Genomic DNA, 20,092 nt, shown 5'->3' with positions numbered 1-20,092 from the left:
GGTCAGAACGGGTACTGGCCGGAGAAAGGCTCCGCGATGGCAACGCCAAAATTCTTCAGACGGCAGGTGGCGGCAAACTCGTCCTGGCTCTTCACGAACAGGCACGGCTCACCTTCACACTCCAGCACGGAGCTGTCCACTTCGATATCCGTCAGGGCCTGACTGAGACGCTCCATCACCCGCCATGCATTTTCGTCGCTCGGGCTCAGCAGCTTGAGTGCCACCAGGCAGTTTTCACAGCCCGCGACGCTTTGCGGAATCGGTTCAACTTTCGAACCTGCAAAACCCGCCGACCAGCGATAGCTCTGGGGCAAGCGATGGACAATGGAGAGTTGTAATGTATTCACGTTCGTTCCCCGGAAGCAAAATTTACTTCACAATTTATTTACATTTATAGTAACACATCATCGCCAGCCTGCACTATTCAGCGCTTTTTTATCGATATCCAGGCTCGCGTCGGCGCTATATGTACCCGTTTCTGCGATCTAACTCAACCTTTTTGAATACAATGATGTGACTTTTTACACAAATAGATTTTACATAAAATAAACAAACACGGAATAAACGAACGGGGGTTTGGTTGATATGCATCAACAAAAAAGGCCCTGTCGGGCCTTCTCTGTATTTTAGTGGGCCGCTTTTCGCGGTCGACTGGCGTAAAGATAGAAGAGTATCGAGCTGGTTGCGCAAAAAGACATCGCCCACAGCATGGGCCATGCCGTCGTAAAGGTAGCCATTGAAAGCAACGCCCCAACGATAGCGCCGATGCCGAAGCGGAACGTCCCCGCCAGGGAAGAGGCGGTGCCCGCCATATGCGGAAACTCATCCAGGATCACCGCCATCGCATTAGATGACACCATCGACACGCAGCCGACAAAGGCCGCTACGCCGACCACTAGCGCCCAGAAGCCCACGCCTATAAACGCGCTCACCACCAGCCAGATAGCCATCACAAACTGGATCCACAGCCCGGCGCGGAACATGTTCAGCGCCCCCACCCGCCGGACAAAACGGCTGTTGATGATGGTCATGATGAACAGGAAGACGATGTTAAGCGCGAAATAGTAGCCGAAGTGCTGCGGCGAAACGTGATTCAGTTCAATGTAGACAAACGGCCCGGCGCTCAGGAAGGAGAACATCCCGGCAAAGCTGAACCCGCTTGCCAGCATGTAGCTGAGCACGCGCTTGTGGCGAAACAGCGAGGCAAAGTTGCCGATTGTGGTTCGGATGTGGAATTTCTGACGGCGCTCGACGGGAAGCGTTTCATCAATAAAGAAGAAGATCATCGCCGAGGCCAGCAGCGCGGCCAGGGCCAGGATCCAGAAAATCACATGCCAGCTAAACCACACCAGCACCGCGCCACCGGCCATCGGGGCCACCAGCGGCGCAATCGTCGTCACCAGCATCACGAACGACATCATGCGGGAGAACTCTTCCTTCGGGTAGATATCGCGCATCAGGGCGTTAATCACCACGCTTGCCGCAGCCGCCGCCAGACCGTGGAAGAAGCGCATGATAATCAGATGATCGATGGTCTGCGCCAGCGCACAGGCCACCGCTGCGGCTGCAAAGACCAGCGTCCCGCCCAGAATAACGGGCTTGCGTCCAAGACTGTCCGCCATCGGGCCATAAAACAGCTGGCCGAGGGCAAAGCCGAGAATATAGGTGCTGAGCGTCATCTGCGCGCTGCCCGCCGGAACGCCAAACTGCGCGGAAATGACCGGCAGCGCGGGCAGGTACATATCAATAGACAGCGGCATCAGCATGGCCAGCAGGCCAAGAATGAAGACGATTTTGAACGACGAGTGTGGCCTGGTGGTCACAGAGCTCTCCTGAAATTAGTGCGAAGGCAGACCGACGCTGGCGATCTCTTCTTCCGTTAACGGGCGATATTCGCCTGGCGCCAGGTCGGGATCGAGTTCGATCGCACCAATCCGCTCACGATGCAGGCCAACAACGTGGTTCCCCACCGCGGCAAACATACGTTTCACCTGATGGTAGCGCCCTTCGCTGATGGTCAGACGGACCTCCGTCGGCGTGATCACCTCAAGCACGGCGGGTTTGGTCAGATCTTTTTCATTATGCAGCTGAACGCCTTTCGTGAATTGCTCTGCCGTGTCATCCGACACCGGCGACTCCAGCGTGACCAGATAGGTTTTCTCGCAGTGGTGACGCGGGGAAGTAATGCGATGCGACCACTGCCCGTCGTCGGTCATCAGCACCAGACCCGTGGTGTCGATGTCGAGGCGGCCTGCGGCGTGCAGCTTGTGCGCCACCGGTTCGTCGAGGAAATAGAGCACCGTCGGGTGATCGGGATCTTCCGTTGAGCAGACGTAGCCTTCCGGCTTATTGAGCATGAAGTAGCGCGGACCGTGCTGCTGGGTCAGCGGATTGCCGTCATACTCCACCTGATGGTCAGGTTGCAGTTTGAACGCGCTGTCTCTCACAATGTCGCCATCCACGGTAACGCGGCTGGCGCGAATTTCGCGCCCGGCAATAGCGCGGCTTACGCCGAGTTGCTGAGCGATAAACTTATCAAGTCGCATGAAATCTTTTTAGCCTTAATGGTGCTGGAAGTCGGACAACAGGTCCGAAAAAAGAAGCAGTCTGGAACGGTTCAGTATAATGGTCTGGTTGCGCCACTCAAGGGAAAAAGTTTCGTGGCATACTATCTATACCCTAAATAATTCGGGTTGCATGAAGGCGGCAAAGGAGTGAATCCCCGGGAGCTTACATAAGTAAGTGACCGGGGTGAACGAGTGCAGCCAACGCACAGGCAACTTGAAGTATGACGGGTATATGTGCGGAATAACGAAACCGAGACCCTATGACTTTTACACTTCGTCCCTATCAGCAGGAAGCCGTTGACGCCACCCTCGCCTGGTTCCGTAAACATCGCGAGCCGGCGGCGATTGTGCTCCCGACCGGCGCAGGCAAAAGCCTGGTCATCGCCGAACTGGCGCGTCTGGCCCGTGGTCGCGTGCTGGTGCTGGCGCACGTCAAAGAGCTCGTCGCGCAAAACCATGCCAAGTATTGTGCGCTTGGGCTGGAAGCCGATATTTTCGCCGCCGGGCTAAAGCGCAAAGAGAGCCACGGCAAAGTGGTCTTCGGCAGCGTGCAGTCGGTGGCGCGCAATCTGGAGCTATTTCGCAGCGAATTTTCGCTGCTGATTGTTGACGAGTGTCACCGCATCAGCGATGACGACGACAGCCAGTATCAGCAAATCCTGGCTCACCTGAAAGCGGTGAACCCTCACCTGCGCCTGCTGGGCCTGACGGCGACCCCGTTTCGCCTGGGGAAAGGCTGGATCTATCGCTACCATTATCACGGCATGGTGCGCGGCGATGACAAGGCCCTGTTTAGCGACTGCATTTACGAACTTCCGCTGCGCTACATGATTAAACATGGCTACCTGACGCCGCCTGAACGGCTGGATATGCCGGTGGTGCAGTACGATTTCAGCCGTCTGCAGGCGCAGAGCAACGGCTTATTCAGCGAAGCGGATCTCAACCAGGAGCTGAAAAAGCAAAAGCGTATTACGCCGCATATCATCAGCCAGATTGAGGAGTTCGCCGCGACGCGCAAGGGGGTGATGATCTTTGCCGCCACCGTTGAGCACGCGCGCGAAATTACCGGGTTACTGCCCGCCGGCGACGCGGCGTTAATCACCGGCGAAACGCCCGGTTCGGAGCGCGACGGCCTGATTGACGACTTTAAAGCCCAGCGGTTCCGCTATCTGGTAAACGTGTCGGTATTGACCACCGGCTTTGACGCCCCGCACGTCGACCTGATCGCCATTTTGCGCCCGACCGAATCGGTCAGTCTGTATCAGCAAATTGTTGGCCGCGGCCTGCGCCTGGCCCCGGGGAAAACCGACTGCCTGATTCTGGATTATGCCGGTAACCCGCACGATCTCTATACGCCTGAGGTCGGCGCGCCAAAAGGGAAAAGCGACAACGTGCCCGTACAGGTCTTTTGCCCTGCCTGCGGGTTTGCCAACACCTTCTGGGGAAAAACCACCGCCGACGGTACGCTGCTCGAACACTTTGGCCGCCGCTGTCAGGGCTGGTTTGAAGATGATGACGGGCATCGCGAGCAGTGCGATTTCCGCTTCCGGTTCAAAAACTGCCCGCAGTGCAACGCCGAAAACGATATTGCCGCCCGCCGCTGCCGGGAATGCGACACGGTGCTGGTTGACCCGGACGACATGCTGAAAGCGGCGCTAAAGCTGAAAGATGCCCTGGTGCTGCGCTGTTCCGGCATGGCACTGCAGCCCGGCGCCGATGAAAAAGGCGAGTGGCTGAAAATCACCTATTACGACGAAGACGGGGCGGACGTCAGCGAGCGCTTCCGCGTCCAGACGCCTGCCCAGCGAATGGCCTTCGAACAGCTGTTTATCCGCCCGCATACCCGCACGCCGGGCGTGCCCCTGCGCTGGATAACCGTAGCAGATATCGTGCGTCAGCAGGTGTTATTGCGCCATCCGGATTTTGTCGTCGCCCGTAAGAAAGGCCAGTTCTGGCAGGTGCGCGAGAAGCTCTTTGACTACGAAGGTCGCTTCCGTCGCGCCAACGAATTGCGCGGTTAGCGGGACTTTTCATTGATGTGAGGGGCATTTGAGTATAAAATGCCGCCCGCTTCACATCCGTGAGGCAGAACACTCACCTGCTGCTGGGTCGCCTGTAGTAGGGTTTTAAATACAGAGAGAAATCAATGTTCACTATCGAAGCAGAAGTACGTAACGTGCAGGGTAAGGGTGCGAGCCGCCGCCTGCGTAACGCTAACAAGTTCCCGGCTATCGTTTACGGTGGCGAAGCTGCTCCAGTTGCAATCGAACTGGATCACGACAAACTGTGGAACCTGCAGACCAAAGCTGAATTCTACAGCGAAGTTCTGACCATCGTTGTTGGCGGTAAAGAAGAAAAAGTGAAAGTTCAGGCTGTTCAGCGTCACGCGTTCAAGCCAAAACTGACTCACATCGACTTCGTTCGCGCGTAATCGCAAACTCGTCGAAAAAAACCCCGCTTCTGCGGGGTTTTTTTATGGCTGTTATTTCCCACCCGAGGTGCGGCGCTGAAGCTGATCGCGCAGGTTCGGCGGCGTACCTTTAATGGTCAGCGTATCGGTGGCCGGATCCCAGAAGATGCGTTCACCCAGCAACATCGCGTCAAAGTTGATGGTTAACCCACCGCCGCTGCCGGCAAACTTGGTTAACTGACGCAGCGTACTGCGATCTGCCGGGAAGCTCTCTTCAAGCTCATAGCCTTTCTCCGCGGTGAATTCCTGGAAGCTGACTTCGCTGACGCCCGCCAGCTCTTTTGACAGGGACTCCAGCTCGATCTCCTCCCCTGCCTGCAGCTGTTCGTTGCAGTAGCTGTAAACCTGCTGGCGCACGGTCTGGCGCTCAGATTTATCGAGCTGCGCTTCAGCCGTGAAGTCGTCAACCGCCTGGAGCAGCCCTTTGTTCTGCGCTTTGGCGTTAAGACCTTCGCTGGCACCGAGGAAATCCATAAAGAAATCCGCCACTTTGCGGCCCACGCGCCCCTTCAGGAAAGTCAGGTAGCGGGTCGACTCCGGGTTGGTTTCCCACTCGGTCAAATCAATACGCGCCACGATATCCGCATGGTTGATATCCAGATAATGCGTTGAGCTGATATCCAGCTGCTCGTTGACGCGCATGCTGCTTAAGTTATTCAGCACGGTAACCAGCAGATACTCGACCGCCAGGTAGCGATAGTGGCAGAACAGCACGATCCCGCCGTCGGCGAACGGATATTTCGCCAGCTCGTCGCGCAGACGCCCGGTGGCGGCGCGGCTAAACGCCAGGAAATCCTCTTCGCCCTGACGCTGCAGGCGCAGGCTATCGGCCAGTTCACTCTCTTCGCTGAACAGGCCATAGGCTTTATTTTTGGCACTGTAGACGCGATGCAGCTCTGCCATCATCTCCACCACGGTCGCCGTGGGTTCCAGTAACGAATCGCGCAGCACCACTTCAAGGGTTTGCTCATCACGCTTGATAAGCTGGTGCAAGGCAATCTGGTTGATTTCCAGACTCATGATAAACTCTCCTTTTAGACCGGGCGGTATTCAACCACCACCAGGACATGTGTGCAACAACAGATAAAAAAGGGGAAAAAAAGCTGTTGCTACGGTAATATGTTGCCCTTTCATCAACAAACTGATTTTGATTTATGCCACAACATTCCCGCTACAGTGATGAACACGTTGAACAACTGCTCAGTGAGCTGGTCAACGTACTGGAAAAACATAAAACGCCGACCGATCTCTCCCTGATGGTTTTGGGAAATATGGTCACCAACCTGATTAACACCAGCGTTGCTCCGGCTCAGCGTCAGGCGATCGCAAAATCTTTCGCCCAGGCTTTACAGTCGTCCGTCAGCAACGACCCGGCCCATTAAGGGATACGAACAACAGTTTATGGTGACGAATCGTCAGCGCTACCGTGAAAAAGTCTCCCAGATGGTCAGCTGGGGGCACTGGTTTGCCCTGTTCAACATTCTGCTGGCGACGGTCATTGGCTGCCGTTATCTGTTTGTCGCAGACTGGCCAACAACGCTAACCGGGCGTATCTACTCCTGGATAAGCGTTGTCGGTCACTTTAGCTTTTTGGTTTTCGCCACCTATCTGCTGATCCTGTTCCCCTTGACGTTTATCGTCATGTCGCAGCGTCTGATGCGGTTCTTGTCCGCCATCCTTGCGACTGTGGGGATGACGCTGCTGCTTATCGACAGTGAAGTGTTCACCCGCTTCCACCTGCACCTCAACCCCATCGTCTGGGAACTCGTGATTAACCCCGACCAGAACGAAACGGCCCGTGACTGGCAGCTGATGTTTATCAGCGTCCCTGTGATCCTGCTGATTGAGATGCTGTTCGCCACCTGGAGCTGGCAAAAGCTCCGCAGTCTGACCCGGCGACGCCATTATGCGAAGCCCGTCGCCGCGCTCTTTTTCGTCTCCTTTATCAGTTCGCACATCATGTATATCTGGGCGGATGCGAACTTCTATCGCCCTATTACCATGCAGCGCGCGAACCTGCCGCTCTCGTACCCGATGACGGCCCGTCGCTTCCTCGAGAAACACGGTCTGCTTGATGCGCAAGAGTACCAGCGCCGTCTTATCGAGCAGGGCAACCCGGAAGCCGTCAGCGTTCAGTATCCTCTGAGCGACCTGAACTACCGCGATATGGGGCGCGGGCAAAACGTCCTGCTGATCACCGTCGATGGCCTGAACTATTCCCGTTTCGAGAAGCAGATGCCTGCGCTGGCCGCTTTCGCGAGTCAGAACGTCTCGTTTACTCAGCATATGAGCTCCGGTAACACAACCGATGCGGGCATCTTTGGCCTCTTCTATGGCATTTCAGCCGGCTATATGGACGGCGTACTGTCTACCCGCACGCCTGCGGCGCTGATCACCGGGCTGAATCAGCAAGGCTATCAGCTAGGGTTGTTCTCCTCCGATGGCTTTAACAGCCCGCTTTACCGTCAGGCGCTGCTGTCCGATTTCTCACTGCCGACGGCGCAAAATCAGTCCGACGCGCAGACCGCCGGCCAATGGATAAACTGGCTGCAGCGCTACGCCCAGGAAGATAACCGCTGGTTCTCATGGGTTGCCTTTAACGGCACAACGCTTGCCAACAGCAATAAGAGTGACTTTGCGCGCCGCTACGGTCGCGCGGCTGGCGATGTTGATGCGCAGATAGGCCGCGTACTTGACGCGCTTCGCGAGTCGGGCAAGCTGGACAATACCGTGGTGATCGTGACCGCGGGCCATGGCATCCCGCTAGGTGACGAGACGAAGAGTATGAGCTGGTCTCGCCCGAATCTGCAGGTTCCGCTGGTGATCCACTGGCCTGGCACCCCGGCGCAGCGCATCAATATGCTCACCGAGCATAAAGATGTGATGACCACCCTGATGCAACGCCTGCTGCACGTCAGCACGCCAGCAAACGAGTATTCGCAGGGGCAGGATCTCTTCAGCGCCGCGCGCCGCCACAGCTGGGTGACGGCTGCGGGGAATAATACGCTGGTGGTGACCACGCCGAAGCTGACGCTGGTGCTGAACAGCAACGGGAATTATCAGACGTATAATCTGCAGGGCGAACGGTTGAAAGACCAGAAACCGCAGCTGAGCCTGCTGCTGCAGGTCCTGACGGATGAGAAGCGCTTCATCGCTAACTGATTAATAATAAACCAGTTAGCGACAGATTCCCTTGCATTCAAAACGGAATCGAGTAGTATTCTTTTTATGCGTCGGCACGTAGCGCAGCCTGGTAGCGCACCGTCATGGGGTGTCGGGGGTCGGAGGTTCAAATCCTCTCGTGCCGACCAAAAACATATTGAAAACCAGCCTGATGGCTGGTTTTTTTATTTCGCCTCGTCCGGCGTTTTGCGCAGATACACAAGCGTAGTCAGACAAATCACCGCTCCGGCATAAAACGTATATTCCGCGCCAAACGTTTCCCATATCGCGCCGGCTCCCACGCTGGCGATTAACAATCCTACGCCGCTGACCAGACTAAAAATACCGAAAGCCGTACCGCGCAGATCGGGCGGTGCGGTTTTAGCGATCATTGCCGCCAGTAGTCCCTGGGTCATACCCATATGTATTCCCCAAAGCGCGACGCCTAAAATGACCCCCATCCAGTGGCTGCTCAGCGCCAGAACAACATCTGCACCAATCAGCACCATTAGCCCCCACTGCAGAAGCCGGGTGTGGCTCATGCCATCAGAAAGTTTGCCAAAAGGGTATGCGGAAAGGGAATAGAGTACGTTCATGACCACCATCACCAGCGGAATAAGGGCCAGAGGAACGCCCGACTGCTGCGCACGAAGGACGAGAAAAGCCTCGCTAAACCGGGCAAGCGTGAACACTGCACCAAGGCCAATCACCCACCAGCACGCTTTACCCAGCCGCCTTAAATTCTCTCGTTTAATGGGATTAGTACGTTTATGTTCGAGGGGAGTTTTCGGCTCCTGAAGGCCAAAATAGAGCAAAGCAACTGAAAGCAGACCGGGGATAAGGGCTATCCAGAAAACAGTGCGAAAGTCGTTGTCCAGCAATAGCATTAAGCTTACGGCCAGTAATGGGCCAAGAAATGCGCCTGTGGTATCCATTGACTGACGCAGACCATATGCCGCACCACGCATTTCCGGCGGCGTGACGTCTGCAACCAGTGCATCCCGCGGTGCGCCCCGTATCCCCTTCCCCGTACGATCTATCAGACGTGCGCCTAAAACCATCCCGGAAGAGGAGGCTAATGCGAAAAGAGGTTTGCTTAGCGCCCCCAGGCCATACCCTAGCAGGGCCAGCCCCTTACGTTGACCCAGGTAGTCGCTTATCGCCCCCGAAAAGACCTTAATAAAAAGCGCAGTGGCCTCCGCCAGCCCTTCAATCAGGCCGATAAACAGCACGCTCGTACCGAGGGTGGTCATCATAAAAAGTGGCAGCAGGCTGTGAATACTCTCTGACGAGATATCCATCAACATACTGACGCCTCCCACAACCCAGACGCCTTTGGGGATCTGGCTGAGCACTGGAAATCTGGAACGCATCTACTGCTCCTGCTTTAAAAACAGTTGCCTGAATGCTTACAGGATAGGATATCGCGGATTAAAAAAACCTGAGGAGAGTGGGATGAGACCATAAAAAAAGCCATCCGGCAGGATGGCTTAGCTATTGCGAGTCCGCGCTTAATGCTTCTCACGTCCGCCCAGGAAGAAAATGCCCAGCGGGATGGCCAGCAGAACGGTGAACACCAGGCTGTAGACGAAGATCATCGCCGACTGCAGGACATACATGCTGGTTGTCCAGGCTGAGAGGGGAATATTGTACTGTTCGATAACGCCAACAATGGTTGCCCGCCCCACGCACGCGGCGGCAATCATAAATACGACCAGCAGCGCCAGGAGGAACTTGCGGCCTTCAGGCGTTTTCAGTTTTGCACGAACCATCTCTCTTCCCTTTTACAGATGAATAACAATATATAGGGTCTAAAATAACACGAACTGGCACCCGACTCCACACCAGCACAAACAACCACTAAACAGGTAAATTAAAAGCGCATAACGCTACCTATAGTGAAAATGTAAGTAAATAACACCAATCATTCATCGTTGTTATGTTAACCTGCGCAGGATCGTTTTGACATAAAGGAATGACAATGAAAAACGCACCTAAATTTGCCATCGCCCTCATCGCCGCCGCGTGCGTCAGCAGCAGCGCTTTCGCCAGCGAAACCCCAAAACAGCAGCAGCTGGAAAAAGTGGCTCCGTACCCGCAGGCGGACAAAGGGATGAAGCGTCAGGTGATTCAGCTGCCGGTTCAGCAGGATGAAGCGAACTTCAAAGTGGAACTGTTAATTGGCAAGACGCTGGAAGTGGACTGCAACCAGCACCGTCTGGGCGGTCAGCTGGAAAGCAAAACCCTGGAAGGCTGGGGTTACGACTATTACGTCTTTGACAAAGTGACCTCTCCGGTCTCCACCATGATGGCCTGCCCGGACGGCAAGAAAGAGAAGAAATTTGTAACGGCGTATCTGGGCGACAACAGTCTGTTGCGCTACAACAGCAAGCTGCCGATCGTGGTCTATACGCCTGAAAACGTGGAAGTGAAGTATCGCATCTGGAAGGCTGATGAGAACATCGGACAAGCCGTAGTACGTTGAAATTAAGTCGGGTGGCGGCTTCGCCTTACCCGACCCGGAAAGGGTGCGCTCTGGTGCCCTCACCCCACCCCTCTCCCACCGGGAGAGGGAGAAAACACTAAAAACGGTAACGGATGTTACCGTTTTGCTTTTATCTTACAGCGCGATATCCGCAACCGGTTTGTTTTCCGGCTGAGGCTTCAGCTCCGCTTTTGGCGCCGCATCCGCAGCCTGTGGCTTGATGTACTGCAGCTGCAGTACGCGGCTGGTGTATTCCAGCTCCTGCTCCGTCGCGCTCACGTTACCGTTCAGCTTCGTGCCGTAGGATGGAATAATGGTTTTCAGCTTCGCCTGCCATTCCGGGCTGGCGACTTTATCTTTAAACACTTTTTCCATCAGGTGCAGCATGATTGGCGCAGCGGTAGACGCGCCCGGCGACGCACCCAGCAGCGCGGCGATGGTGCCATCCTTATCGCTTACCACTTCGGTACCCAGACGCAGCACGCCACCCTCTTTCGGATCGCGCTTGATGATCTGTACGCGCTGACCCGCCTGCCACAGACGCCAGTCTTCTTTTTTCGCCTGCGGATAGTACTCTTTCAGCGCCTCGAAACGGTCGTCGTCAGAGAGCATCACCTGGCTAATCAGGTATTTCACCAGGTCGAAGTTATCCAGACCCACGTCCATCATCGGCTTGACGTTAGAGGTGGTCGTGGCGCTGAGCAGATCCCACAGGGAGCCATTTTTCAGGAATTTGGTGGAGAAGGTCGCGAACGGCCCAAACAGCACCACGCGTTTGCCGTCAAGCATACGGGTGTCGATGTGCGGAACAGACATCGGCGGTGCGCCAACGGAAGCCTGGCCGTACACTTTTGCCAGATGACGATTCACCACTTCCGGGTTATCGGACACCAGGAACTGGCCGCCCACCGGGAAGCCCGCGTAGTCGTCCGCTTCCGGAATACCGGACTCCTGCAGCAGCTTCAGCGCCGCGCCGCCCGCACCGATAAAGACAAATTTCGCCTTGATGACGTGCTCGGCTTCGTTGTTTTTCAGATCGGCGACGGTCACGCTCCAGCTGTTATCCGCGTTGCGCTTGAAGCCGCGCACTTCGGTGCTGAGCTGCAGGTTGAAGTTCTCTTTTTTCTTCAGAGACGTCACCAGCTGACGGGTAATTTCGCCGTAGTTAACGTCGGTACCAATTTCGGTACGGGTTGCCGCCACTTTCTGGTTCGGGTCACGACCTTCCATGACCAGCGGAGCCCACTCTTTAATCTGCGCGTGGTCTTCAGAGTATTTCATCCCGCGGAACAGCGTGCTCTGCTGCAGAGCGGCGTAGCGCGCGCGCAGGAAGTTAACGTTCTGCTCACCCCACACAAAGCTCATGTGCGGCACGGTGTTGATGAAGGAGTGCGGGTCGTGCATCACGCCGCTGTTGACCTGATGAGACCAGAACTGGCGAGAAACCTGGAATGCTTCATTGATCTCTACCGCCTTCTCGATACTAATGGAACCGTCCTTTTTCTGCGGCGTATAGTTCAGTTCCATGAGTGCCGAATGTCCGGTACCGGCGTTATTCCATCCGTTCGAACTCTCCTGCGCCACGCCATCAAGGCGCTCGACCATGGTCATAGACCAGTCCGGCTGCAGTTCTTGCAGATAGGTTCCCAGCGTGGCGCTCATGATACCGCCACCAATTAAAAGGACGTCCGTTTCCTGCTCTTTTGGTGCGTCAGCTTTCGCCGCCATGGAGACGGTGTTAAGCCCCACGGCCAGAGAAAAGAGCATGGCAGTCATTTTTTTCATAATTTATGCCTTAGTGTAAAAGTGCTTGATGCGTGGAAATTGCAGGTGAAAAAAGCTGCGGGGGCACGGTAACAACTTTTAAATATTGTTTAAAGGTTACGAAATTATTGTAATTGTGAAATTTAATGATGGATTGTTTGTGAGGAATTATCGATGCGTCTGGTAAAGCGCGGTTTTACTGGATAGTATGTTGCGTTTTGCGATCGCGCGCACGGAAGCCTGCCCTAACCAGCGAACTGTTATGTCCCTACCCAATTCTGCTGTATCCCCCGAAGACCGCGTAGCCAACGTGCTGCGTTCCCCAAAGCGGCTGACGCGTGAAACGCTGGCAGGCGTGATTACCGCCCTGGCGCTGATCCCCGAGGTTATCTCATTTTCGGTGGTGGCGGGTGTTGACCCGAAGGTCAGCCTGATCGCCTCCGTGGTGCTGTGTCTTGCCCTGTCTGTACTCGGGGGCCGTCCGGCGATGGTCACGGCAGCGGCCGGGTCCGTGGCGCTGGTCATTGGCCCGATGGTGCATCAGCACGGCGTACAGTACATTCTTCCCGCCGTGCTGATGGCGGGCGTGATTCAGATTCTGTTTGGCGTGCTGGGCATGGCAAGGCTGATGCGCTTTATACCCCAGTCGGTCATGACCGGATTTGTTAACGCCCTGGGCATTTTGATCTTCTTCGCTCAGGTGCCGCATTTCTGGAGCCGAAGCCCGCTGATTGTGGGCCTGTTCGTCCTGACGCTACTGATTGTGCTGTGGGTGCCGCGCTATATCAAAAGCATCCCTTCCCCGCTGATTGCGATTGTTGTGCTTACCTTGTTCACCGTTTCAACCGGTCAAACCCTGCCGACCGTGGGCGATGAAGGCTCCATGAGCGGCGGTTTGCCGGGTCTTACCGAGCTGCTGGTCCCGCTCAATGTGCAGACGCTGAGCATTATCTGGCCGTGCGCGCTGAGCATCGCGTTTGTCGGCCTGCTGGAATCCCTGCTGACGGCAAAGCTGGTGGATGAGCTGACCTCGACACCGTCAGGTAAACGCCGCGAAAGCATTGGACTAGGCGTCGGCAATATTCTGGCCGGATTTTATGGCGGGATTGCAGGCTGCGCGATGATCGGTCAAACCATCGTCAACGTGGAGATGGGGAAAGGTCGAAGCCGCATTTCAACCTTTGCGGCGGGCATCGTGCTGCTGATCCTGGTGACGGCGCTCAGCGACATGATGGCCAACATCCCGATGGCGGTGCTGGCGGGTATTATGGCGATTGTCGCCGTCAAAACCTTCAGCTGGCACAGCCTTCAGCCAGCCACGGTGAAAACGGCCCCGATAGCAGAAACGGTCGTCATGCTGGTCACCGTTGCCGCCACGGTATCAACCGGCAATCTGGCGATTGGCGTGCTGGGCGGGATTATCGTCATGGCACTCCTCCCCGCCCCCATTAAGCGTCGGCTTAAAGCAGAAAAATCGTCGCCAGCCCAAGAAAAATAAAGAAACCGCCGGTATCAGTGATGGCGGTGATCATCACGCTCGACCCCACCGCGGGGTCGCGCCCCAGTTTGGTCATCGTCAGCGGGATAATGACCCCCATCATTGATGCCACCAGCAGGTTCAGCACCATCGCCAGCATCATCACGCCGCCCAGGGCCATATCGTCGTACAGCCACCAGGTGATGCCGCCCATAATCCCGCCCCACACCAGGCCGTTGATCAGCGCCACGCCCATCTCCCTGAAGATCAGAAAGGCGAAGTTACCGGGCTGAATATTTTCCAGCGCCAGGGCGCGGACGATCATGGTGATGGTCTGGTTTCCGGTGTTGCCGCCGATTCCGGCCACAATCGGCATCAGCGAGGCCAGCGCCACCAGCTGAGAAATGGTGTGTTCAAATCCGTCAATCACCCGGGAGGCGATAAACGCGGTACACAGGTTAATGGCCAGCCACGCCCAGCGCGTTTTCACCGCCTTGCCGACGGAGGCATGGACGTCATCTTCGGCGCTGATCCCCCCGAGCGCGCGCAGGTCGTTGTCGGTTTCTTCATAGACCACATCAACGATCTCATCGATGGTCAGACGCCCCATCAGTTTGCCGACTGAATCCACGACGGCGGCACTCACCAGGTCGTCACGCTCGAAGGTACGCGCCGCTTTCTCCGCGTCGTCCTCCGGAGAGAAGACCATCGGCTCGTTTTCCATCACCTCGCTCACCTTCCGCTGGGTGCTGTTGAGCAGGATGGTTTTCAGCTCAAGTTCGCCAAGCAGGGTTTTATCCCGGGAGGTAACAAACAGTTTATCGGTGTTGTCCGGCATTTTGCCCAGGCGACGCAGATAGCGCTGCACGGTACCGAGCGTCACGTCCGGGCGCACCGTGATAACGCCGAACTCCATGATCGCGCCGACGCTGTTTTTCTCGTAGTGCATCACCTGACGCACGCGCGCGCGTTCATCGGCAGGCAGCGACGCCAGCAGGCGACCGGTCAGGTTTCGCGGCAGGTGCTGAACGAGGTAAATCTGCTCGTCGATATCCAGGGTTTGCAGAGCGTCGAGAATATCCCGGTCGCTCATCTCGTCGATCAGGTCGTCCCAGACGTTTTCGGAGGCCTCAAGCAGCACCTGCCCGCGCTCGTGATCCTGCACCAGACGCCACAGGGCGTGGCGTTCTTCCGAGGGCAGCGCTTCAAGGGTATCCGCCAGATCCGGCGGGGGTAAATGAGCAACCAGCGCACCTACCTCAGCAATATCGTCGGCCAGGGTGCCGACATCATATTGCTCAGCCAGGGTGAGTTTGCCTAAAAGCGTAGAAGTGACCGCTTTATCGGTCGTGAGAAGCCAGATGAGTCGCGCGCGCTCCTGGTCACGCTGTCTGGCGCTGTTTTTCTTTAATACCGACATCAATCATAAATCCATTAAATGAGTTGGGGTTAAGCATAGCGCGGGGATATGTAAATAAGAATAAACAACGCGGCGGGATGGAGAAAAAAGCGGCATCGCGGCCACGATTTATCCCCTCTCCCAGTGGGAGAGGGCCAGGGTAAGGGCATCAGGCCGTGCGCGCTACCGCGTCACGCGAGGCCGCAACGCGCTCTTCACCGGTCAGCTCGCTCAGCTTGCCGTCACGCATCTCCAGCAGGCGGTCAGCATGAATGAAGTAGTGATCGTCGTGGCTGATGGCGAAAATGGTTTTGCCCATCTCCTGCATCAGCGGCAACAGCACCTGATAAAACTCGCGGCGGAAATGCGGGTCCTGATCCGCAGCCCACTCGTCCAGCAGGATGATGTCACGCTCTTCCGCCAGCGCCAGCAGCAGCGCCACGCGCTTTTTCTGCCCTTTGGAAAGCTTCAGGTTGAGGATCTTCCCGTCCTGTAACTCCAGCTTGTGCGACATCTGCAGCTGCGCCAGCCATTTTTCCACCAGCGCAGGATTGGCCGGTTGCCCTTCCGGCCCCAGCAGCCGATCGAACAGCCAGACGTCGGTGAACACCGCCGAGAAAAGCTTGCGGTAATCCTCGGGCTTCTCCGCGCTCAGCGCCCTGCCATCCAGCAAAATCTCGCCCGACTGCGGCTGATAGAGTCCGGTCAGCAGCATCGCCAGCGTAGATTTACCGCTGCCGTTGCCGCCGATGAGGAACAGCAGTTCACCGCGGCGTAGCGTCAGGTTGACCGGCCCCACGGAGAAGGCGCTGTCCTGATAGCGAAACGTGACGTTACGCAGCTCCAGCGTCTGCCAGTTCGGGAAGGCCTGCGGGCGCGGGAATTCGGCTTTAAACGGCGCGAGATCGAATTTTTTGAGCTTATTAAAGGCCACCTGCGCACTCAGCAGGGTGGGCAACGCACCGACCGCCGAGAGCAGCGGCGTGCGTAAAAACAGCAGCGTCAGCGAGTAGGTTGCCGCGACGTTGGTGTCCGCCCAGCCCAGGCCGTTCGCCATCCAGAATACCAGGCCAATGGCACCCAGCATCATGATGTTTGACCAGTTCACCGCGCTCAGGTGGAAGGTGTCGGCGCGAATAATATGATGACGGTATTCGCGCGCGTCCGGGATATAGAGATGATTAAAGATATGCTCGGCGCGTTCGCGGTTCAGGGTGAGCTCTTTGCGCCCTTCCAGCACCGTCTGGTAATCGTTATAAAGCTTATCTTCGGTTTCGCGCAGCACCGCCATGTGTTTATAGACGCGCGACACCAGCATAAAGCCGCCCCAGATGGTAATGGCAATCCATAGGGCGGTCACCGCCAGCATTTTGCTGGAGAGCCAGGCGAGATAGGCAGCCGATCCAAAGGTCAGAACGATCCCCTGCACCAGCTCCGGCAGCCGAACGAACGCGATGGTGATGGCGCGCACGTCGCTGGTCAGCCCCGCCAGCAGGGATGCGCTGCCGAGCTGCTCAACGCGCTCAACCTGAGTATCGAGGATCCGCTTGATAAACTCACTGCGCAAACGGAAAACGAAATGGTGCCCGAGCGTGGTCAGCGCCAGCTGGGAACCGAGCGTAACCGCCATCAACAGGAGCAGCAGGCCGAGAAACTCCGGCAGAACGGAGAGCGAGGTATCGACCATTTCAATCAACCGCACGTTGATAAACGCGATCAGGCCAATACCCAGCGCGGCGCTGGCGAGGCTTAACGCCATTACTGCGATGAAAGGCCAGCGATACTGGCGCCAGACGAGGAGAAGTAGTTGCATGCAGGCAATCCGGACAATAAAAATCAGCCAGCAGTGTAAACTGCCCTGCGTGTACATCAAGAATAATTCTTATTTTAGTTTACTGTGCCCCGCCTGACGAAAGGTCAGGTTATAACGGTACTCGCCCGTGAGCGGGTGAACCCCGGGCTTCAGCGGCTGAATGCCGTGATAATACAGCCGCGACTCCCTGCCCCACACCACCACATCGCCATGTTCCAGCATGATGCGCTTGAGCGGGTCGTTGCGGCGTAATCCCCCAAACTGGAAGACGGCAGGCAAACCTAACGATACCGAGACGATAGGCGCGCGCAGATCGGGTTCATCCTTGTCCTGATGCAGCGAGAGCTTCGCGCCAACGGCGTAGCGGTTGATCAGGCAGGCATCCGGCCGGAAGTCAGGATACTGCGCTGCTACGGCGGCCTCGTGGCAGAGAGCCTGAAAAACCGCAGGCATCGGGGGCCACGGCTGGCCGGTAGCGGGATCGTTCGGGGCATACAGATAGCCCCGCTCGTTCGTCGCCCAGCCCAGTTCCCCGCAGTTGGCCATGGCTACTGACATGGTGTAGCCGCCCGGCGTCACCATATGGCGAAACGGCGAAACCGCCGTCACCTCGTCGATACCGGCCAGCAGCGCCGCCGCACGGGAGAGCGCAAAGCGACGCAGGATCACAGCTCCCGGCGCAAGCGGCTCCTGCCAGGGTTCAGCATCCGCAAAAAGATCGAGCATTATCCCTCCTGGCGTTTCGCCTCGCGTTTCAGTAATAGCGCTTTTCGCGCCGTCCCCCAACGGTAACCCGACAGCGCGCCGTCGTTACGAACCACGCGATGACAGGGGATCACAATCGCCAGCGTGTTTGCCGCACAGGCTCCGGCAACGGCGCGTACCGCACTGGGCTGGCCAATCGCCTGCGCCACCTGCCGGTAACTTGCCGTTTCGCCGCAGGGAATGTTGCGAAGGGCCTGCCAGACGCGCTGCTGGAACGCGGTTCCGCGAATATCCAGCGGCAGCGCAAGCGGTACGTCGCGATTATCGATACTGACAATCACCTGCTGGACCCGCTGCGCGAAATCCTCTTCCAGCGGCGCATGTGCTGCTTTTGGAAATTGCGCGGCAAGCTCTTCGGTTAATTCCGCATCGCTGTCACCCAGCAGGATCGCGCAGATCCCCCGCTCGCTTTCTGCCACCAGACAGCGTCCTAACGAACAGTCGCTGATGGCATAACGCACTGCCGCATCCCCTTTGCGGTACTGCTTCGCCGTCATACCCAGCGCATCGTTGGCTTTACGATAATAGCTGCTGCTGTCGGGAAAACCCGCCGCCAGCACGGCGTCGGTAATTTTGTCTCCCTGTGCAAGCGCGGTGCGCAGGCGCTGGCCTCGCGCCGCCTGCTGCCAGGCCTTTGGCGTCATGCCGGTCACGGACTTAAACAGACGGTGGAAATGGAAAGGGCTCATGGCCACCTGCTGCGCCAGCCCCTCCAGGGTTAGCGTGGGATCCTGCTCCAGAAGACGGCAGGCGTGTTCCACTTTTGCCAGCTTCTGCTCCTGCGGATCGCGTTTGTCCGGCATGCAGCGCTTGCACGGGCGAAACCCTGCCTGTACGGCATGGTGGGCATCGGGATAAAAGCGGACGTTTTTACGCAGCGCGTGGCGGGCACGGCATGACGGGCGGCAGAAAATTCCCGTAGTCTGTACGGCGAAGACAAACCGCTCGTCAGCGCGCGGATCGCGGGCCAGCACGGCCTGCCAGCGATCCTCATCGGTAATAAAGGTCGGGTTTCTCATTATCGGCTCCTCATGTAAGCATACATAGAGCGTGCCTGAGCGCCAGTGATAAAAAACCCGCAACCTTGCTTTTTAATTTTTGTCGTGCACCAGGAAACTCTTGAACTGCGGCGAGCTCCAGGTTTTGAACCCGTCGCCCTCTTTGGTGATCATATAAACCGCCAGTCCTTCCTGGCGAACCACCTCTTTGGCTTTTTCCGGGCCGAGAACCATTAATCCGGTATCCCAGGCATCCGCTTCCAGCGCGGTGGGGGCAATGACCGTCACCGAGACCAGATTATGCGTGATGGGACGGCCGGTCTGCGGATCGATAACATGCGAAATACGCTTCCCGTCAAGCTCGTAATAGTTACGGTAGCTTCCGGAAGTACTGATGCCGTGACCGTTGATATCCACTATCGCCTGCACGGCATTTTGCCGATCGGTCGGTTTTTGAATCGCTACGCGCCACGGCTTATCGCTGGCGTTCATCCCCCGGCTGACTAACGCGCCGCCCACGGAGACCAGATAACGGGAAATGCCTTCCTGGGCCATCAGTGCAGCAAGATGATCCGCCGCATAGCCTTCCCCAACCGTCGACAGATCGACAAACAGATCGGGGATATCTTTTTGCAGGTACTGTTGCCCGTACTGATTGATCACCGTCAGATGCTGCAGCCCTGTCCGGGCGCGGGCGTCATCAATGGCCGCCTGTTCAGGCGTGGTCATCGGCTGTTTGTTAGGGCCAAATCCCCAGAGGTTCACCAGAGGTCCGACGGTCACATCCATCGCCCCGTTGGTTTTGTAACCCACGCGTATGGATTCGGTCACGATATCGGCCATCGCTTCGCTCACCGGCCACAGGGAGGTACTGGTGGAGAGATTAAAGCGCATCAGCGCCGAATCATTTTTATAGGTTGAGAGCAGCTGATCGTCGGCATCCAGCTGAGACTGGATTTTGCCGCGAAGTTCATCTGTGCGTGTTTTATCGAGGTTCATCACGCTGACGCGCCAGAAGGTGCCCATCGTTTTGCCTTCGAGCACCGTCGCGGCGGGTGCGTCGGTTTTCGCCACGGGAGTGGGATCGTTACACGCGGTCAGGAAAAAAAGCATAGCCAGAAAGCTGGCGCGTAAAAAAGTCATGTCCATTCATTATTATCCTCATGCCAGGGCGGCAAGAGTACACCAAAAC

The 20,092-nt window shown here is 56.8% G+C and carries 18 protein-coding genes and 1 tRNA gene; 7 read left to right on the top strand and 12 right to left on the bottom strand.

The window, feature by feature from the left end; translation table 11 throughout:
• Positions 1-2: 2 nt before the first annotated feature.
• The 3 genes from AC27FC_RS00650 to rsuA form a co-directional block, all read right to left on the bottom strand.
• Positions 3-347, bottom strand: a complete 345-nt coding sequence (locus AC27FC_RS00650; protein ID WP_028013883.1) for a YejG family protein — start codon at positions 345-347, stop codon at positions 3-5.
• 279 nt (positions 348-626) lie between these two features.
• Complete coding sequence (locus AC27FC_RS00645; RefSeq protein WP_094934170.1) at positions 627-1,823, bottom strand: Bcr/CflA family multidrug efflux MFS transporter; 1,197 nt, start codon at positions 1,821-1,823, stop codon at positions 627-629.
• Between the two features lie 15 nt (positions 1,824-1,838).
• Positions 1,839-2,546, bottom strand: a complete 708-nt coding sequence (gene rsuA, locus AC27FC_RS00640) for a 16S rRNA pseudouridine(516) synthase RsuA (protein ID WP_058841527.1) — start codon at positions 2,544-2,546, stop codon at positions 1,839-1,841.
• Between the two features lie 281 nt (positions 2,547-2,827).
• Between rsuA and radD the strand changes: the two genes are divergently transcribed.
• Together radD and rplY are read left to right on the top strand one after the other, a co-directional pair.
• Complete coding sequence (gene radD / locus AC27FC_RS00635; RefSeq protein ID WP_094934172.1) at positions 2,828-4,588, top strand: DNA repair helicase RadD; 1,761 nt, start codon at positions 2,828-2,830, stop codon at positions 4,586-4,588.
• 125 nt (positions 4,589-4,713) lie between these two features.
• Positions 4,714-4,998, top strand: coding sequence for a 50S ribosomal protein L25 (rplY, locus tag AC27FC_RS00630; RefSeq protein WP_023312497.1), 285 nt, complete (start codon positions 4,714-4,716; stop codon positions 4,996-4,998).
• A 51-nt stretch (positions 4,999-5,049) separates the two neighbouring features.
• Here the strand turns inward: rplY and yejK are convergent, their stop codons facing one another.
• Positions 5,050-6,057 carry a nucleoid-associated protein YejK gene (yejK, locus tag AC27FC_RS00625; RefSeq protein WP_008500957.1) on the bottom strand — a complete coding sequence of 336 codons (1,008 nt, stop codon included), beginning with the start codon at positions 6,055-6,057 and terminating at the stop codon, positions 5,050-5,052.
• A 134-nt stretch (positions 6,058-6,191) separates the two neighbouring features.
• Here yejK and AC27FC_RS00620 point away from each other — a divergent pair, with 134 nt between their 5' ends.
• The 3 genes from AC27FC_RS00620 to AC27FC_RS00610 all read left to right on the top strand — a co-directional run bounded on the left by AC27FC_RS00620 (position 6,192) and on the right by AC27FC_RS00610 (position 8,348).
• Positions 6,192-6,419: a YejL family protein gene (locus AC27FC_RS00620; RefSeq protein ID WP_008500958.1), complete on the top strand. Its 228-nt coding sequence runs from the start codon at positions 6,192-6,194 to the stop codon at positions 6,417-6,419.
• 19 nt (positions 6,420-6,438) lie between these two features.
• Positions 6,439-8,199, top strand: coding sequence for an LPS biosynthesis-modulating metalloenzyme YejM (gene yejM / locus AC27FC_RS00615; RefSeq protein WP_033146050.1), 1,761 nt, complete (start codon positions 6,439-6,441; stop codon positions 8,197-8,199).
• A 72-nt stretch (positions 8,200-8,271) separates the two neighbouring features.
• Positions 8,272-8,348, top strand: a tRNA-Pro gene (locus tag AC27FC_RS00610).
• 36 nt (positions 8,349-8,384) lie between these two features.
• Here AC27FC_RS00610 and AC27FC_RS00605 read toward each other — a convergent pair.
• Complete coding sequence (locus AC27FC_RS00605; protein ID WP_033146051.1) at positions 8,385-9,572, bottom strand: MFS transporter; 1,188 nt, start codon at positions 9,570-9,572, stop codon at positions 8,385-8,387.
• 138 nt (positions 9,573-9,710) lie between these two features.
• Positions 9,711-9,971: a DUF2534 family protein gene (locus AC27FC_RS00600; RefSeq protein ID WP_008500962.1), complete on the bottom strand. Its 261-nt coding sequence runs from the start codon at positions 9,969-9,971 to the stop codon at positions 9,711-9,713.
• 209 nt (positions 9,972-10,180) lie between these two features.
• On the opposite strand from AC27FC_RS00600, the gene eco reads away from it, so the two are divergent.
• Positions 10,181-10,684, top strand: coding sequence for a serine protease inhibitor ecotin (gene eco, locus AC27FC_RS00595; protein ID WP_196354926.1), 504 nt, complete (start codon positions 10,181-10,183; stop codon positions 10,682-10,684).
• 135 nt (positions 10,685-10,819) lie between these two features.
• On the opposite strand, the gene mqo is transcribed toward eco, so the two are convergent.
• A complete protein-coding gene (gene mqo, locus AC27FC_RS00590) occupies positions 10,820-12,469 on the bottom strand; it encodes a malate dehydrogenase (quinone) (RefSeq protein WP_032646585.1) in 1,650 nt (549 codons plus the stop codon).
• A 187-nt stretch (positions 12,470-12,656) separates the two neighbouring features.
• Here mqo and AC27FC_RS00585 point away from each other — a divergent pair, with 187 nt between their 5' ends.
• Positions 12,657-13,946, top strand: coding sequence for a SulP family inorganic anion transporter (locus AC27FC_RS00585; RefSeq protein WP_112778295.1), 1,290 nt, complete (start codon positions 12,657-12,659; stop codon positions 13,944-13,946).
• Here the strand turns inward: AC27FC_RS00585 and mgtE are convergent.
• The 5 genes from mgtE to apbE form a co-directional block, all read right to left on the bottom strand.
• Positions 13,909-15,345 carry a magnesium transporter gene (gene mgtE, locus AC27FC_RS00580; protein ID WP_021241530.1) on the bottom strand — a complete coding sequence of 479 codons (1,437 nt, stop codon included), beginning with the start codon at positions 15,343-15,345 and terminating at the stop codon, positions 13,909-13,911. The two genes, AC27FC_RS00585 and mgtE, sit on opposite strands and share 38 nt — an antisense overlap.
• Before the next feature lie 148 nt (positions 15,346-15,493).
• Positions 15,494-17,137: a multidrug ABC transporter permease/ATP-binding protein gene (locus AC27FC_RS00575; protein ID WP_196354927.1), complete on the bottom strand. Its 1,644-nt coding sequence runs from the start codon at positions 17,135-17,137 to the stop codon at positions 15,494-15,496.
• Between the two features lie 69 nt (positions 17,138-17,206).
• Complete coding sequence (gene alkB, locus AC27FC_RS00570) at positions 17,207-17,863, bottom strand: DNA oxidative demethylase AlkB (RefSeq protein ID WP_094934220.1); 657 nt, start codon at positions 17,861-17,863, stop codon at positions 17,207-17,209.
• Complete coding sequence (gene ada, locus AC27FC_RS00565; protein WP_196354928.1) at positions 17,863-18,921, bottom strand: bifunctional DNA-binding transcriptional regulator/O6-methylguanine-DNA methyltransferase Ada; 1,059 nt, start codon at positions 18,919-18,921, stop codon at positions 17,863-17,865. The genes alkB and ada overlap by 1 nt, the downstream gene beginning before the upstream one ends.
• Positions 18,922-18,993: 72 nt before the next feature.
• Positions 18,994-20,049, bottom strand: coding sequence for an FAD:protein FMN transferase ApbE (apbE, locus tag AC27FC_RS00560; RefSeq protein ID WP_033146056.1), 1,056 nt, complete (start codon positions 20,047-20,049; stop codon positions 18,994-18,996).
• Between the last annotated feature and the right edge of the window lie 43 nt (positions 20,050-20,092).

The organism is Enterobacter sp. C3_dUdeg (assembly GCF_057536195.1).
The sequence above is the reverse complement of the archived record's forward strand: the minus strand, read 5'-3'. Positions and strand labels throughout refer to the sequence as shown.